The organism is Aurantiacibacter sp. D1-12 (assembly GCF_028858515.1).
GTDB lineage: Bacteria > Pseudomonadota > Alphaproteobacteria > Sphingomonadales > Sphingomonadaceae > Alteraurantiacibacter.
On record NZ_JAPJZJ010000002.1, the window covers coordinates 92590 to 107239 of the forward strand.

The following is a 14650-nucleotide window of genomic DNA, read 5'->3' on the forward strand; positions in this document are numbered from 1 at the left end:
ATCATAGTGTGCCACCGCCTTCGCGGGGTGGCACGGTAATTTCAAGGGGTCACTTATCGGGTGACGTTGTAGGCAAGCTGATCTTCGTCCAGCTGGAAGCCGATCAGCAGCTCGAATGTCGCACGGGCAATAGCTGCGCGGACATCGGGCTCGGTCAGCGGGTCTACCGCAGCCGAGGCATCGCCGGCACGTCGTCGTCGCGTAATCCGTTCGCGAATGTCTTCCGGCAAGGTTGCAGCAGCACGGTCCACAAAGGCACCTGCGGTACCTCTGGTCTGCGCGCGTTCCTGCCCGTCAGCGAAAGTCAGCGTAACAGAGCCTACCCGCTTCGAAACAACAGAGTTCCCGCCACGTACTACGGTAGTGAAGTAGGGCAGTTCGACCGTCCGTGCGCCACGAACATCGCGGCGCATGGCAACCACATCGAATGTTGCACCGCTGTATACCTGCGCGCCACCGCTCGCCTCGTCACAGGTAGAGCGCACGTTGGTGATTGTTGCCGTGACATCCAGGGCATTGGCGGTACGCGCATCACCGGGCGAAAACAGCGTCACATCGCCGGTGTATTCAGGCACGCCCACAGCCGGACAAAGCGAACGCAACGCGGTGATGCCCACGCTCTGGTCGACGACAATATCGCCCGCGCCCGCACAGCCGACAAGCAGCGTGGCAGAAGCGGTGGCGGCGAAAAAGGCGGTGCGAAACTGCATATGCGTCCTTGATACTGGTTGACCGATGATCGGCCAATCTTGAATTTCACCGGACAGGGCACAAAATCCCGTTCCGAAAGAAGTGCCCCTAGACCTTTCGCGGGGCACCGACAACCGCTAGAGCCGCGAGTATGAACGCCCCCTTTCAAGAAAACCGCGCCGACGGCGAAAAATTGCCCCTCAAGGTCCTGATCGCCGCGCCGCGCGGATTCTGTGCCGGTGTCGATCGCGCCATCGAGATCGTCGAGAAATCGATCGAGCGCTATGGTGCACCGGTCTACGTGCGGCACGAGATCGTACACAATCGCTTCGTCGTCGACAGCCTCCGGGAAAAGGGCGCGATATTCGTTGAGGAGCTTGACGAAGTTCCCGATGACGCCCCGGTCGTGTTCAGTGCACACGGCGTACCCAAATCGGTACCGGCTGAGGCAGAGCGGCGCGAGATGGTCTATCTTGATGCGACCTGCCCTCTGGTGAGCAAGGTGCACCGCCAGGCCGAACGGCAGATCGAGAAAGGCCAGCACATCATCTTCATCGGGCACGAAGGTCACCCTGAGGTCATCGGCACGATGGGGCAGGTTCCCGAAGGCCAGATGACACTGGTAGAAACGGTCGAGGACGTCGCCAAACTGCCCTTCACGCAGGAAGACAGCCTTTCATACCTCACCCAGACCACGCTTTCGGTTGATGATACCGCAGATGTCATCAACGCACTGAAAGAACGCTATCCGCAAGTTGTCGGTCCGCGTGCGGAGGACATTTGCTATGCAACCTCCAATCGACAGGCAGCAGTCAAGGCGATCGCGGCAAGCTGCGATCTGGTGCTGGTAATCGGCGCACCAAACTCTTCAAACTCGCTACGACTGGTCGAAGTGGCGGAACGGATGGGCACCACATCCCACCTCATCCAGCGCGCGAGCGAGATCGATCCCGCCTGGCTGGAAGGTGCTGGCACAGTGGGCGTGACAGCCGGTGCCTCGGCTCCCGAACTGCTGGTTCGTGAAGTGGTCGAGAAGCTGGGCGAATGGCGTACGGTGGAAGAGGAGAAGATCCGGACCGCCGAAGAGAAGATGGTCTTCAAATTGCCACGACAGCTGACCGAATAGTCTGCTTTGTGGCGGTCTATACGCATCTATCGGCAGAAACGCTCTGCGATCTGATCGCGCAGTATGACGTGGGCGAACTGGTGTCCGCCAAAGGGATCGCCGAGGGGGTTTCCAATTCCAACTGGTTGGTCGAGACAACACGCGATCGCTTTATCCTGACGATGTACGAGCGGCGCATTGATCTGGCCGACCTGCCCTATTTTCTCGGCCTTATGGATCACCTATCCGCCAAGGGCTGCCCGGTTCCTCGCACCATCCATGATCGGGACGGTACCGCATTCCGCATGCTGGACGGCAAGGCCGTTGCACTGATCGAATTTCTCCCCGGCGTTTCAGTCGATCATCCCAAACCGGCGCAGGCTCATGCTGTAGGAGAAGCCCTGGCGGACATGCACCAGGCGGCGCAGGATTTCACTGGAGCGCGCGCCAATGATCTGGGCCCGGACGCTTCGGCAAGCGTCCTCGCAAATTGCGGGTCGGCTGCGCTGGCAGAGATCAACCCGCAACTGGCGCGGATGACCATGGCGGCGAATGAAATCACTTCTGCATGGCCGCAAAATCTCCCGACATCGGTCATCCATTCAGACCTGTTTCCAGACAACGTCCTGATGAACGGTTCATCGGTTGGCGCGCTGATCGACTTCTATTTCGCCTGCAATGACGCAATGGCCTATGACCTCGCCGTGACGCACACCGCGTGGAGCTTTTCCAAGGACGGAAGCGAGTACCGCGCGGAAGTTGGTGATGCGCTTGTCGAAGGATACCAATCACGGCGCAAGCTGGATGCGGTCGAACGAGCGGCTATGCCCGTTCTGGTACAAGGTGCCTGTATGCGCTTCATCGCCAGCCGGACGCAGGACTGGATTGAAACTCCGGCTGACGCGCTTGTGACACGCAAGGACCCGATGGATTTCGTCCGCCGCTTGCAATTCTACCAAAGCAATGGTGCAGAGCTCTTCGCATGAAACAGGTCGAGATTTTCACCGATGGTGCCTGCAAGGGCAACCCCGGCCCGGGCGGCTGGGGTGCTCTGCTCCGCATGGGGCGGCACGAGAAAGAGCTATCTGGGGCCGAGGCGGAAACCACCAACAACCGCATGGAAATGACCGCAGCGATCAAGGCTCTCGGTGCGCTGATCGAGCCGTGCGAAGTTACGCTGTGCACCGACAGCAAGTACCTGATCGACGGCATGACGAAGTGGATCCACGGGTGGAAGAAAAAAGGCTGGGTCAACGCCAGCAAGAAGCCGGTGCGCAATGCCGACCTGTGGCATGACCTGATAGAGGTCGCCGCCCCGCACAAGATCACATGGCAATGGGTGAAAGGCCATTCGGGCCATCCGGAGAACGAGCGCGTAGACCAGCTTGCCAGCGATGCGGCGGAAGAGATTGCCCGCGCGCGCATCTGACCGCGCAAAGAAAAAGGCCAGCCCATCGGGGCCGGCCTTTTCAATTCTCAGATCAAACTGACCTTAGCTGTCGTCAACAACGTCAGCGCCAGGACCGTTCTTCTTGATGGAGTCGATCGCGTTCTGAGCGCTCGCCTTGGAGGTGTAGCCTTCGGTCGAGAACATGATCTCGTCGTTATACTTGAAGCGGACACGGAATTCGCCAGCCTTGTCTTTGTAGATCTGGAAATGATGAGCCATTCGAATACTCTCCTTATTACGTCTGTGGATTTACATACCAACTGTGACGGCTTTGGCTAGGCCATCACTGCGGCAAAGCGTGCAGGCGTGTACAATTTTACATCCAGTCTCTCGGTCATTTCATCGCGAGTGGCACCGGTGATCAACTGCGCGCCCAATCGCGCACCTGCCGGGGCGGTCTGAATTCCGTAGCCACCCTGACCCGCAAACCAGAAGAAGTCGCCCACTTGCGGATCGAAACCATATACGGGCAGCCGATCGGGCGAGAAGCTGCGTAGCCCCGCCCACTTGCGTTCCACCGCCTCGATCCGCCAGTCGACCACCTTCTCGAACCGGTCGATGGCAAGCGCGACGTCCATCTCCTCGGGCGCGGCATCGCACGGTTCGCTGGGCGTTTCGTCGTGCGGGCTGAGCCACAGTTTTCCGCCATCCGGCCGGAAATAGAAGTCGCCCGACAGGTCGAGCACCAGTGGCAGGTCGGCCGGTGGGGACGGATCGATCCGCAATTGCATGACCGTCCGTCGCAATGGCGTGATCCCTAATGGGTTGGCACCACACATGCACGCCACATGGTCAGCCCAGGCCCCGGCGGCATTGACGACAACACCGGCCAGAACTTCACCTCTGGATCCGAAATCGAGCCGCCAGCCGGCTCCATCGCGCTCGGCAGCGGAAAGGCGATGTCCGGTCCGAAGCTCCACGCCACCGCTGCGGGCTTTCGCAAGGTAATGCTCGTGCAGGGCTGCGACATCAATGTCGGCGCAATTGGGTTGGTGGAGAGCATAGTCCCATCCGGGTCTTATGCCGGGAAGCCGGGCTTCAAGTGCCGCCCGATCCAGACGCTCCATCGTAACACCAGCAGCACAAAACTGCCGGTAAAAAGCGTCAAGCTCGTCACCCTGCCCCTCCCGCGCGACATAGAGGCCACCACGAGGTGTCAGAAACCCGCCTTTTTCGAGATATGAGCCAGAAGCGAGTGTGAGCGGAACAACATCCGGTCCACCATAGCATTCCTCACGGAAAGCAGCGGAACGACCTGTCGCGTGGTAGCCCGGAAAATCCTCTGCCTCTGCAAGCAGGATATGCCCTGCCCCTGCCAATTCGGCAGCCACGCTGGCACCGGCGATTCCGGCGCCGATCACAACAATGTCGAACCTTTCGGCTGTCATCCCTTCACTTTCCGGGCGAGGAAATCATCAATCGCGGCCAGAGCCTTGTTCCGGACATCATCGACTTCGCGCAGTATTTCATGGCGTGCTTCCTTACCGAAGGTCAGGTCTTCGGCATTCGGCAATCGCGCAAGAGCAGCACGGATCGCCGCAGGGCTCACCAATTTGTCTACTCTGGTAGCGACGATGAACACAGGCAATTCAACATCTTCTAGCGCGCCTCTGGCAAAGATCTTCGCAGTGCTGTCATAAGCGGCCTTGACCCAGCCCCAGCTGCCGGGGCCAAGCTCCAGCTCAGGACGATGTTCACGCCACCACAGTTCATCGGCATAACGTTCGGCATCGTGCGTCAGGAGATTGATGCGCATGCCGGGCGATGCGCCAGGCTTCTCGCTCATCTTCCATGCCGGTCGCTTATCATCGCCGATGCGGACCATCAGGTTGGAAAACGCGCGCTTCACGGGAAGCGGCAGCTGCTCGGGGAAGGTGTCGAGCATGGGTGCGGAAAGCACGAGCGCATCGGGCGCAGGGTCCAGCGCCTTGTCGATCACTGCCCGCAAGGTCAGGTGCCCACCCATCGAGTGGCCGGCCAGCACTCGCGGCCCCGCACGTCCTTTCGCCCACATGCTCCAATAGGTCGCCAGATCCTCGACCCACAGGTCGAAATCATCGATATGGCCTGTTGCGGCATCGTTGCCGAGGCGACCTGAACCGCCCTGTCCGCGCCAGTCCGCAGCGCTTACACGCCAGCCCTGCAGCCGCCAGTGCTCGAAGCTCTCCAGATACTTTTCATAGGCGTCGCCGCGTCCAGCCATGAAAAGCATGGAACCGCGCAGCGCGACGCCCGCGGGCGGATCGGGCCAATCGATATGCCGGATCTCGTGCCCGTCTGGTGCCAGCCACATCCCTTCGGTCGCATCGTGCGGGATGGCCCTGCGATCAAACGGCTTGGCTTTCAGCATTGTCTCTTGGCTAATTTCAACCTCCTGCCCTTGGTTACTATTTAGTAAGTCATGGGCGCTAGCACGGCAATCCAAGGGATTAATTGGGGGCTTCATGCTAGACGATCCAATCAAGTACGGACTGCTTGCCGCGTTGGCAATCGCGTTGCTTATCGCCGCGTTTACCGATCTCAAAAGCCGTCGTATCGCAAACTGGCTGAACGCCAGCATAGCGCTGGGAGCCCCGCTGTTCTGGTGGGCCAGCGACATGACGCTGCTGCCTTCGGGAGATAGCTGGCTGGAGCCGACAAGCGTGGTCATCCAGATCGCACTTGCCACTGTTACCTTCTTTGCACTTTCGATCCTGTTCGCATTGCGCGCAATGGGCGGCGGCGACGTGAAGCTGCTGACAGCGCTGGCGCTGTGGATCAGCCCGATCATCTACGCAAAGCTGCTGATCATGATGGCTCTGCTTGGCGGCGTTCTGACGCTGGGCTTCGGAGCCTGGCACGTGATGAAACGCCAGAAAGACAAGATCGCCATTCCTTATGGAGTGGCAATCGCACTCGCCGGCCTATGGGCCATTTCCAGTTTTTACATTCCTGCTTCCGCGACCGCGGCCTTGGCGGGGTGAACCGCATTTTAACCATTGTCGGGCTATCCGGCACAAATCGTAATCCGAGATCCAAATAAGGGGGCTTGACGCACCATGGACAAGAAGAAGCTCATTTTGCTCGTAGGGGCACTGGTCATCGCGATCGGTACCGCTCTTGCTGCCCGGAGCATGTTCGCCGGCGCGGCAGCGCCTGAAGTTGAAGCTGCCGAACCCGAGCCCCAAGGCCCGAAAGTGCTGGTTGCCAAGCGCAGCCTGCCGGTTGGCACGATTATCACTGCAGATGCCGTCGCTTATCAGCTGTGGCCGCAGGAACTGGTGCAGGATGCCTACTTCATTGATGGCGAAGCCGACATGGAACAGCTACTCGGCACGGTTGTGCGTAATGGCATGACTGCCGGTGAGCCGGTGACCCAGGGTTCGCTTGTGTCACCTGGCGACCGCGGCTTCCTGGCTGCTGCGCTTGGCCCGGGCATGCGCGCTGTGACCGTTCCGGTATCGGCTCGTACGGGTGTTGCAGGCTTCGTCTTTCCTGGTGACCGCGTTGACATGGTTCTGACGCAGACTGTTGCTGGCGGCAACGATGGCCCGGCACTGCAGACTTCGGAAACGATCCTGACGAACCTTCGCGTTCTGGCAACCGACCAGTCGACCGAAACCACGACGACCGAAGACGGTCGCACCGTGGTTCGCGCATTCCGCACGGTGACGCTGGAAGTAACACCGCGCATCGCCGAGAAGATCGCCGTGGCGCAGACCATCGGTACGATCAGCCTCGCACTGCGTTCGATCGCTGACAACCAGACCGAACTGGAGCGCGCTATTGCCTCTGGCGATATCGAACTGCCTGACAATGCGACGCCGGAACAGGAAGAAGCCCTGCTTCGTTCTGCCACGGCCCGCCCGGGTGAAAGCGCCAGTACCTTTGTGACTGGTGGTGACGTGTCGCGTTTCCAGCGCAGCTCTGTCCCGACCCAGCGTAACGCTGCCCCGCAGCAGCAGAACGCCGGTCCGGTAGCCCCGGCTTTCAACGGCGCTCCCGCCGTGCCGCAAGGTCCCACGGTTCGCGTGACCCGCGGTCAGAGCACCACTGTTGAGTCTGTTGACCGCGGCGCGGGTGCGCTGCTGGATCGCCAGGCCGGCGCAATGGGTGAAGGCGCTCGCGTCGCACCTGTTGGCATGACTACGCTGCGGTGATCGCCATGAACCAGACACACCAACCTATCCACCAGACTTCCAACGGAACTCCTCCGAAAGGCAAGACTATGACCAGCCGTCTTATGAAGACAGTTATGAGTGCCGCAGTTGCACTCACCCCGCTGGCAATGCTGCCGGCCGCTCCGGCCCAGGCCCAGACTGTTGCACCGGCGCAGGACCTCGTCCTGTCGATCGGACGCGGCGAACTGGTGACGGTGCCCGGCAATATGGCCGACATCTTCGTCGCCAACGATTCAGTTGCCGACGTTCAGGTAAAGTCGCAGCGTCAGCTCTATATCTTCGGCCTTTCGGGCGGCGAGACCACGATTTACGCCAGCAACGCTGCCGGCGATATCATCTGGTCTGCCAATGTCCGCGTTGGTTCGAACATTGACAGCATCGACCAGATGCTTGCCCTCGCCATGCCTGAAGCAAACGTGTCGGTTGCCACCATGGGCACCAACACGGTGCTGCTGACCGGCACCGTGGCTGCTCCTGAAGATGCTGCCGAGGCAGAACGTCTGGTGCAGGCATTCGTTGGCGATGGCGCCAATGTTATTTCGCGCCTTCGCACTGCCACTCCGCTGCAGGTGATGCTGCGCGTCCGTTTTGCTGAAGTCAGCCGCTCGCTGGTTCGCAATATCGGTGCAAACCTTACCAGCATTGATAGCTCTGGTGGTTTCCAGTTTGGTGTCGGCACGGGCCGTGAGGGCTTCTTCACCGGCGGTGATGGTCTCGGCGCGCTGGGTGTGGGCAATACGCCTACCGGACTGCGGCCTGACCCGAACAATCCCGGCCAGTTCCTTGATGCAAACGGCACCACTATCAATCCGCTCTCACCGGGCGGTACGATCGCCGGTGTCGGTGAGTTCCTCGGCCTCGATCTGCTTGGCGCTCTGGACCTTGGGGAACGCCGCGGTCTGGTAACGACCCTTTCCGAGCCGACGCTTGTTGCTCTGTCGGGTGAAACCGCAGAATTCCTTGCCGGTGGTGAATTCCCGATCCCGCTTTCGCAGGGCCTGGGTACCACCACCGTACAGTATCGCGACTTCGGTGTGAGCCTGTCTTACACCCCGACAGTTCTCGCCAATGGCCGCATTTCGATGCGCGTTCGCCCGGAAGTTTCCGAACTTTCGACACAGGGCTCGGTTGTCCTCAACGGCTTCCAGATCCCCGCGTTGACGATCCGCCGTGCGGAAACCTCGATCGAGCTCGGCTCAGGCGAAAGCTTCATGATCGCCGGCCTGATGCAGAACAATGCACAGAGCACCGTGGACCAGATCCCTGGTGTGGGTGACATGCCAATCATCGGCAACCTGTTCCGCTCGCGCGAGTTCCGTCGCGGCGAGACCGAACTGGTGATCGTTGTGACGCCGTATCTGGTAGAGCCGGTCAATGATCGTGACATCCGCTTGCCGACCGATGGATTCGGTGTTCCGGGCGCTGCTGCGCAGACGATACTGGGGCGGGAAATCAACGGTTCTGTCCCAAGCGAGCGTCCGATGCCGAGCCCGGCAAACGGTTCGCCTGCCGGCCCGGATCTGAGCATTCGTGAACAAGACGGTGCAGCACTTGCCAGTGGCGAAACTGCCAATGGCGCTGCACCCCAATCTGCCGCGGCAGCACTGCCCGGCTTCAGCTTCGACAGTGGAGAGTGAACGCCATGACTATTCGTAACAAACGCTACGCCGCATCGGCTCTGGCGCTTTCGCTCGGCCTTGGCCTTTCCGCCTGCGGTACGTTGAACGAAGGGCCGCAGAACATGACGCTCTACAGCGTCAACCAGCCGGTTGTAGAACGCCAGAACTACACGCTCGACCTGGGCAGCAATGCCAGCGGTCTGTCGGTTCCGGAGCAGGCTCGTCTTGCTGACTGGTTCGAGACGCTGGACGTTGGATATGGCGACCGCATCGCCGTGGATGATCCGGCTGCCAGCCCGGCCGTCCGTGAAGATGTGGCCGCAGTCGCCAGCCGCTTCGGGCTTCTGCTCAGCGAAAGTGCACCGGTCACCAATGGCTATGTCGATCCCGGCAATATCCGCGTGGTCGTCAGTCGCTCGATGGCGCATGTACCGGGATGCCCGAACTGGCGCGACCAGTACGGCATCAACCAGGGCAACCAGACCTCGCCCGGATATGGCTGCGCCGTGAACAGCAACATTGCTGCGATGGTCGCCGATCCGGAGCACCTGCTCAACGGCGCTTCGGGTACCGGTGAAACAACCATCATGACATCGAACCGCGCAATTGGTGCGTACCGCGATGCCCAACCAAGTGGTGGCGGCGGCACCAATCTGCCTGAAGTATCGTCGGAAGGAGGCTGATCCTATGAGTAACTGGAAACCCGGACCGCTCGGAAATCGTGAGCCGTTCTCCGCCTTCATCTGCGACGACAGCGCCTTGGATGCGCTTCGCCCGGTGGTTATCGAAATGGGCTGGAAGCCCGAGAAGTGCAACAAGGGCGGACTACGCAACGCAATCCAGTCCCTGTCCATCTCGGCCAGCCCGGCGATTCTGATGGTCGACCTGTCGGAAAGCGGTGACCCGCTCAACGACATCAACGCCCTTGCCGAGGTTTGCGAACCCGGAACGGTGGTGATCGCAGTCGGCCAGGTGAACGATGTTCGTCTGTATCGTGACCTGATTGCCAGCGGCATTCACGACTATCTGCTCAAGCCGCTTTCGGCGAGCCAGCTGCGTGATGCGCTGACCCAAGCCCAGGCCGTCTTCTCTTCTCCGCGTGGCGGTGGTGAAGGCGAGCAGGAGCACGAGCATATTTCGACTGCTGTGGTCGGCACCCGTGGCGGCGTTGGTGCCTCCACTCTCGCCACCTCGCTGGCATGGTTGTTCTCGATCGAGCACGAGCGTTCCACCGCTCTGCTGGATCTGGACGTCCACTTCGGCACCGGCGCGCTTTCGCTCGATCTCGAGCCGGGCCGTGGCCTGACCGATGCCATCGAGAACCCGAGCCGTATTGACGGTCTGTTTATCGAACGTGCGATGATCCGCGCCAACGATAACCTCGCCATCATGTCGGCCGAGGCACCGATCAACTCTCCGTTGATGACCGACGGCACCGCCTTCGTTCAGCTCGAAGAGGAGTTCCGTCAGGCTTTCGACATGACGGTGATCGATCTACCGCGCAACATGCTGATCAACTTCCCGCATCTGCTGACCGAAGTGAATGTGGTGACGCTGGTTACCGAGCTTTCGCTGGCATCGGCACGCGATACGATCCGTATCCTGTCGTGGCTGAAGCAGAACGCTCCGGGTGCGCATCCGATGATCGTGTGCAACAAGATGCAGTCGGGCGCTGCCGAAATCAGCAAGGCTGACTTCGAAGCCTCGATCGAGCGCAAGATCAACTTCCAGATCAACATGGATCAGAAAGCGGCGGCCAATGCTGCCAAGCTGGGGCAGACCTTCATCGAAGCCAACAAGTCTTCGAAGACCGTCAGCCCGATCCGTGAAATCGGCAAGACCATTGTCGGCGTGTCCGACGATGACGGTGCTTCACTGGAAGAAAGCGGCAAGAAGTCTTCTCCGCTTGGCAAGTTTGACCTCAAGTCGCTTCTTGGCGGCGCGAAGAAGGACAAGCCTGCACAGCCAGTTGACGCCGAATGAGGATGACGGGGCGGGTCCTGGCACTCGCCACTCGCCCCTTCACCCTCACCTGAATTGAATTCTGAATAAGAGAGAAGGCGGATAATGAACATCATCCAGCTCCTGCTTGTGGCCGGTGGCCTGATGGGATTGATGATCCTTGGCTATGTCCTGCTGAACGGCAAGTCGCCGAGCAAGGAAGGCCAACGTCGGCTCGAGGCCGTTCGCTATCGCCACTCTGAAAGCACGACTGACAAGGTTGAAAGCCAGCTGAAAAAAGCCATTGCCGCGCGCAAGCCCAAGCAGTTCAAGGCTGCAGGTGCCAGCTCGCGCCTGGAGGCACTTGAGCTGCGGCTCAGCCGGACAGGTATGGGCTGGACGCTGCAAAAGTATCTCTACGCCTCGCTCGGTCTGGCCGTTGCCATTACCGCACTGATGTATCTGAAGACCGGCGCCGCCCTGCTTTCGCTGGGCATCGGCATGGTAATCGGTGCCGGCATCCCGCACTTTGTCGTCGGTCACTTTATCAAGCGCCGCACCAACCAGTTTAACGCGAAGTTTCCGGACGGGATCGAACTGCTGGTGCGTGGTCTACGATCGGGCCTGCCGGTAGCCGAAACACTTTCCGTTGTCGGACAGGAAGTTCCCGGCCCTGTCGGCGTTGAATTCCGCCAGGTGGTGGAACGCATCAAAATCGGCCGAACGATGGAAGAATCGCTGCAGGAATCGGCTGACAAGCTTGGCACTGCGGAATTCCAGTTCTTCGTCATCACCCTCGCCATTCAGCGCGAGACCGGTGGTAATCTGGCGGAGACGCTCTCCAACCTTGCGGACGTGCTCCGCAAGCGCGCTCAGATGAAGCTGAAGATCAAGGCAATGAGCTCTGAATCCAAGGCATCCGCCTATATCGTTGGCGCCCTGCCCTTCATCGTGTTCGGCATGATCTACTGGATCAACCCGAGCTACATCGGCGGCTTCTTTGAAGATGAGCGCCTGATCGTAACCGGCCTGTTTGGCCTCGTCTGGATGAGCATCGGCGCCTTTATCATGGCCAAGATGGTCAGCTTCGAAATCTAAGGGGAGAGGAAGATGTTGAATATTCTTAGCCTTGCCCCGCAAAGCGGCCCCACTCTTCTGGGTGTGGACGTGGTGCTTGTCGGCACGATCCTTGTCGGAATCGCGGCTATTGCCACCATGATGGCAATCTATGCCGCCGTGACGGTGAAGGATCCGATGGCCAAGCGCGTCAAGGCGCTGAACGAGCGTCGGAACGAGCTGAAGACAGGCATGCTTACCCAGTCTGCCAAGAAGCGGCAGAGCCTGGTCCGCAAGACCGACACGACCGAAAAGATGAAAGACACGCTGCAGGGCATGAAGGTCCTGCAGGAAGATCAGGTCAAGGATGTGCAGCAAAAGCTGGCGCAGGCCGGTTTCCGCAACAAGGAAATGGCCGTCGTCATCATCTTTGCACGCATGGTCCTGCCTGTTGTGCTTGGCCTCGCCGGCGTCGTCATGTTCTATTGGACCGACATGTTCCCTGACTGGGGTAGCACAAAGCGTTTCCTCGGTTTCGCCGGTCTGGTGATCGCCGGGTACAAAGGCCCTGAAACCTATCTGAAGAACATCGCCAACAAGCGCACAAAGATGATCCAGAAGGGTCTTCCCGATGCGCTGGACCTGCTGGTGATCTGTGCTGAAGCCGGTTTGACGGTGGACGCTGCCTTCAACCGCGTCGCTCGCGAGCTTGGCCGCGCCTATCCGGAATTGGGTGACGAATTTGCTCTGACCGCAATCGAGCTGTCCTTCCTGACCGAGCGTCGCCAGGCTTTCGAGAACCTCGCCTACCGCGTGGATCTGGAAGCTGTTCGCGGCGTGGTCACCACCATGATCCAGACCGAGCGTTATGGTACACCGCTGGCATCCGCCCTGCGCGTGCTGTCGGCCGAATTCCGCAACGAGCGCATGATGCGCGCCGAGGAAAAGGCCGCCCGTCTGCCAGCGATCATGACGGTTCCGCTGATCCTGTTCATTCTGCCCGTGCTGTTTATCGTTATTCTCGGCCCGGCAGCCTGCTCGATTGGCGATGCATTCTCGGGCGATGGTCCCGGAAGCAACAATTGATCGGCAACGGCTGATCCAGCACCGCGTACCGATCAGGTACTCGCAAGAGAAAACCCCGCAGGAGCGATCCGCGCGGGGTTTTTTCTTTGCCGGTTCGGCCGGCAAAGTTCGTTTAGGAAAGCTCGTCTCCGGTCAATTCTTCTGCCCGCTCGCGCGAGCGATGGAGCAGCGTACGCAGCAATTCCAGTTCATCCGGGGAGAAACCTTCAAACAGCTTCGCTTCCATTTCCAGCGCAATCGGCATGATTTCGGCATGCATCGCGCGCCCTTCTGCCGTCAGATCGAGGAGATGCGATCTCCCGTCCTGCTCATTCGGAGTGCGCTGCGCCAGACCACGCTCTTCAAGAACCTTGCAGGCGCGGTTGACCGCGACCTTGTCCATCAGAGTACGCTTGGTGAGGTCACGCTGCGTCATCGCTCCGGCATCGCCGAGAATTGCCATCACGCGCCATTCGGGAATGCTCAGCCCCCAGCGCTGACGGTACTCCATAGCAATCCGGTTGCTGACCGCATTGGACGCGAGCGAAAGCTGGTATGGTAGAAATCTCGAAAGGTGGCTGGCTGGTTGCATAGGTAACGACTTTGGGCAAATCGGTCGTCCAATGCAAGCATCCTTGCGGCCATGCGCGGTTTCGGGACTTAATCCTTCGCCTTTGCAAACAAATCGATCACCCGTCCGGCGACAGCATCGAGCCGTGTGGTCGCAGCAATATCCCACTTCTCTCGCGGCGTAACGATAGCAGTATCAAGAACGGTATCGATCGGACTGGCCTTGCGCACCTTGGGAAGCGCGGCCGCAAATTCAGCCAACATTGCGCGAGCATTCTCTGCATTGGTGGACATGAGCTTCATAATGTCGGCAACGTCGACATCACCGTCTGGCTCACGCCAGCAGTCATAATCTGTAACCATCCCCACAAGAGCATAAGGCAGCTCCGCCTCACGGGCGAGCCGTGCTTCGGGCATGGCGGTCATGCCAATAACCGTGGCACCCCAGTCGCGGAACATGAAGCTTTCCGCACGGGTAGAGAACTGCGGCCCTTCGATCGCGACATAGATACCGTTTTCGTGCACCGTCGCCCCGGCCTTGTCGCTTGCCTTGGCGGCCATAGTTGCCATGCGTGGGCAGACCGGATCCGCAAGCGGGACATGCGCAACGACACCATTACCGAAGAAACTGCGTTCGCGCCCGACAGTCCGGTCAATAAGCTGGTCGACCACGACAAAGTGCCCGGGCTCGTACTCCTCTTTCAGGCTGCCAATGGCAGAGATCGCGAGCAGATCGGTGACACCGCAGCGCTTGAGCGCATCGATATTGGCGCGGTAATTCACATGGCTGGGAGACAGGCGATGCCCATCACCATGGCGGGCAATGAAGGAGAACTGCACACCGCCGATCTTACCGGTGACGACAGGTCCGGACGGATCGCCAAAGGCACTGTTCACGGCAATTTCCTGCGCATCTTCCAGCGCGCCCGGATCGTAGAGCCCCGAACCGCCGATCACTCCGATGTGCCAATTGGCCATGCTCAATTCTCCTGAC

Annotated in this window: 16 protein-coding genes; 10 read left to right on the top strand and 6 right to left on the bottom strand. The window is 59.9% G+C overall.

Features of this window, described 5'->3' with window-relative positions:
• Positions 1-53: 53 nt before the first annotated feature.
• On the bottom strand, positions 54-710 hold the full coding sequence (locus tag OOZ52_RS04585) for a hypothetical protein (protein ID WP_274697327.1): 657 nt from the start codon (positions 708-710) through the stop codon (positions 54-56).
• Positions 711-841: 131 nt separating this feature from the next.
• Between OOZ52_RS04585 and ispH the strand changes: the two genes are divergently transcribed.
• The 3 genes from ispH to rnhA are packed head-to-tail and all read left to right on the top strand — an operon-like array spanning position 842 to position 3224.
• Positions 842-1816 (top strand): 4-hydroxy-3-methylbut-2-enyl diphosphate reductase, encoded by a 975-nt coding sequence (gene ispH, locus OOZ52_RS04590; protein ID WP_274697328.1) that lies wholly within the window; start codon positions 842-844, stop codon positions 1814-1816.
• An 8-nt stretch (positions 1817-1824) separates the two neighbouring features.
• Positions 1825-2781, top strand: a complete 957-nt coding sequence (gene thrB, locus OOZ52_RS04595; RefSeq protein ID WP_274697329.1) for a homoserine kinase — start codon at positions 1825-1827, stop codon at positions 2779-2781.
• Complete coding sequence (gene rnhA / locus OOZ52_RS04600) at positions 2778-3224, top strand: ribonuclease HI (RefSeq protein WP_274697330.1); 447 nt, start codon at positions 2778-2780, stop codon at positions 3222-3224. The genes thrB and rnhA overlap by 4 nt, the downstream gene beginning before the upstream one ends.
• Positions 3225-3287: 63 nt before the next feature.
• On the opposite strand, the gene OOZ52_RS04605 is transcribed toward rnhA, so the two are convergent.
• The 3 genes from OOZ52_RS04605 to OOZ52_RS04615 are packed head-to-tail and all read right to left on the bottom strand — an operon-like array spanning position 3288 to position 5595.
• Positions 3288-3464: a YegP family protein gene (locus tag OOZ52_RS04605; protein WP_274697331.1), complete on the bottom strand. Its 177-nt coding sequence runs from the start codon at positions 3462-3464 to the stop codon at positions 3288-3290.
• Positions 3465-3520: 56 nt separating this feature from the next.
• Entirely contained in the window at positions 3521-4633 is a 1113-nt protein-coding gene (locus tag OOZ52_RS04610) for an NAD(P)/FAD-dependent oxidoreductase (protein WP_274697332.1), read from the bottom strand.
• Positions 4630-5595 (bottom strand): alpha/beta fold hydrolase, encoded by a 966-nt coding sequence (locus OOZ52_RS04615; RefSeq protein ID WP_274697333.1) that lies wholly within the window; start codon positions 5593-5595, stop codon positions 4630-4632. The genes OOZ52_RS04610 and OOZ52_RS04615 overlap by 4 nt, the downstream gene beginning before the upstream one ends.
• A gap of 94 nt (positions 5596-5689) precedes the next feature.
• Between OOZ52_RS04615 and OOZ52_RS04620 the strand changes: the two genes are divergently transcribed.
• From OOZ52_RS04620 to OOZ52_RS04650, 7 genes are all read left to right on the top strand, one after another.
• Positions 5690-6208, top strand: coding sequence for an A24 family peptidase (locus OOZ52_RS04620; RefSeq protein WP_274697334.1), 519 nt, complete (start codon positions 5690-5692; stop codon positions 6206-6208).
• Between the two features lie 75 nt (positions 6209-6283).
• A complete protein-coding gene (cpaB, locus tag OOZ52_RS04625; protein ID WP_274697335.1) occupies positions 6284-7384 on the top strand; it encodes a Flp pilus assembly protein CpaB in 1101 nt (366 codons plus the stop codon).
• Between the two features lie 68 nt (positions 7385-7452).
• Entirely contained in the window at positions 7453-9042 is a 1590-nt protein-coding gene (locus OOZ52_RS04630) for a type II and III secretion system protein family protein (RefSeq protein WP_274697336.1), read from the top strand.
• A 5-nt stretch (positions 9043-9047) separates the two neighbouring features.
• Positions 9048-9707: a CpaD family pilus assembly protein gene (locus tag OOZ52_RS04635; RefSeq protein WP_274697337.1), complete on the top strand. Its 660-nt coding sequence runs from the start codon at positions 9048-9050 to the stop codon at positions 9705-9707.
• A 4-nt stretch (positions 9708-9711) separates the two neighbouring features.
• Entirely contained in the window at positions 9712-11007 is a 1296-nt protein-coding gene (locus OOZ52_RS04640) for a pilus assembly protein CpaE (RefSeq protein WP_274697338.1), read from the top strand.
• 84 nt (positions 11008-11091) lie between these two features.
• Complete coding sequence (locus OOZ52_RS04645) at positions 11092-12063, top strand: type II secretion system F family protein (protein WP_274697339.1); 972 nt, start codon at positions 11092-11094, stop codon at positions 12061-12063.
• A 12-nt stretch (positions 12064-12075) separates the two neighbouring features.
• On the top strand, positions 12076-13107 hold the full coding sequence (locus OOZ52_RS04650) for a type II secretion system F family protein (RefSeq protein ID WP_274697340.1): 1032 nt from the start codon (positions 12076-12078) through the stop codon (positions 13105-13107).
• Positions 13108-13219: 112 nt separating this feature from the next.
• Here the strand turns inward: OOZ52_RS04650 and OOZ52_RS04655 are convergent, their stop codons facing one another.
• Both OOZ52_RS04655 and mtnP read right to left on the bottom strand, forming a co-directional pair.
• Complete coding sequence (locus OOZ52_RS04655) at positions 13220-13678, bottom strand: MarR family winged helix-turn-helix transcriptional regulator (protein ID WP_274697341.1); 459 nt, start codon at positions 13676-13678, stop codon at positions 13220-13222.
• Between the two features lie 68 nt (positions 13679-13746).
• Positions 13747-14634: an S-methyl-5'-thioadenosine phosphorylase gene (mtnP, locus tag OOZ52_RS04660; protein ID WP_274697342.1), complete on the bottom strand. Its 888-nt coding sequence runs from the start codon at positions 14632-14634 to the stop codon at positions 13747-13749.
• Positions 14635-14650 lie beyond the last annotated feature (16 nt).

Coding starts and splice junctions, on each gene's coding strand:
- OOZ52_RS04630 (WP_274697336.1), top strand. CDS start 7,453: ATGACCAGCCGTCTTATGAAGACAGTTATGAGTGCCGCAGTTGCACTC.
- OOZ52_RS04655 (WP_274697341.1), bottom strand. CDS start 13,678: ATGCAACCAGCCAGCCACCTTTCGAGATTTCTACCATACCAGCTTTCG.
- OOZ52_RS04640 (WP_274697338.1), top strand. CDS start 9,712: ATGAGTAACTGGAAACCCGGACCGCTCGGAAATCGTGAGCCGTTCTCC.
- rnhA (WP_274697330.1), top strand. CDS start 2,778: ATGAAACAGGTCGAGATTTTCACCGATGGTGCCTGCAAGGGCAACCCC.
- OOZ52_RS04605 (WP_274697331.1), bottom strand. CDS start 3,464: ATGGCTCATCATTTCCAGATCTACAAAGACAAGGCTGGCGAATTCCGT.
- OOZ52_RS04650 (WP_274697340.1), top strand. CDS start 12,076: ATGTTGAATATTCTTAGCCTTGCCCCGCAAAGCGGCCCCACTCTTCTG.
- OOZ52_RS04610 (WP_274697332.1), bottom strand. CDS start 4,633: ATGACAGCCGAAAGGTTCGACATTGTTGTGATCGGCGCCGGAATCGCC.
- ispH (WP_274697328.1), top strand. CDS start 842: ATGAACGCCCCCTTTCAAGAAAACCGCGCCGACGGCGAAAAATTGCCC.
- mtnP (WP_274697342.1), bottom strand. CDS start 14,634: ATGGCCAATTGGCACATCGGAGTGATCGGCGGTTCGGGGCTCTACGAT.
- OOZ52_RS04585 (WP_274697327.1), bottom strand. CDS start 710: ATGCAGTTTCGCACCGCCTTTTTCGCCGCCACCGCTTCTGCCACGCTG.
- OOZ52_RS04615 (WP_274697333.1), bottom strand. CDS start 5,595: ATGCTGAAAGCCAAGCCGTTTGATCGCAGGGCCATCCCGCACGATGCG.
- OOZ52_RS04645 (WP_274697339.1), top strand. CDS start 11,092: ATGAACATCATCCAGCTCCTGCTTGTGGCCGGTGGCCTGATGGGATTG.
- OOZ52_RS04635 (WP_274697337.1), top strand. CDS start 9,048: ATGACTATTCGTAACAAACGCTACGCCGCATCGGCTCTGGCGCTTTCG.
- OOZ52_RS04620 (WP_274697334.1), top strand. CDS start 5,690: ATGCTAGACGATCCAATCAAGTACGGACTGCTTGCCGCGTTGGCAATC.
- cpaB (WP_274697335.1), top strand. CDS start 6,284: ATGGACAAGAAGAAGCTCATTTTGCTCGTAGGGGCACTGGTCATCGCG.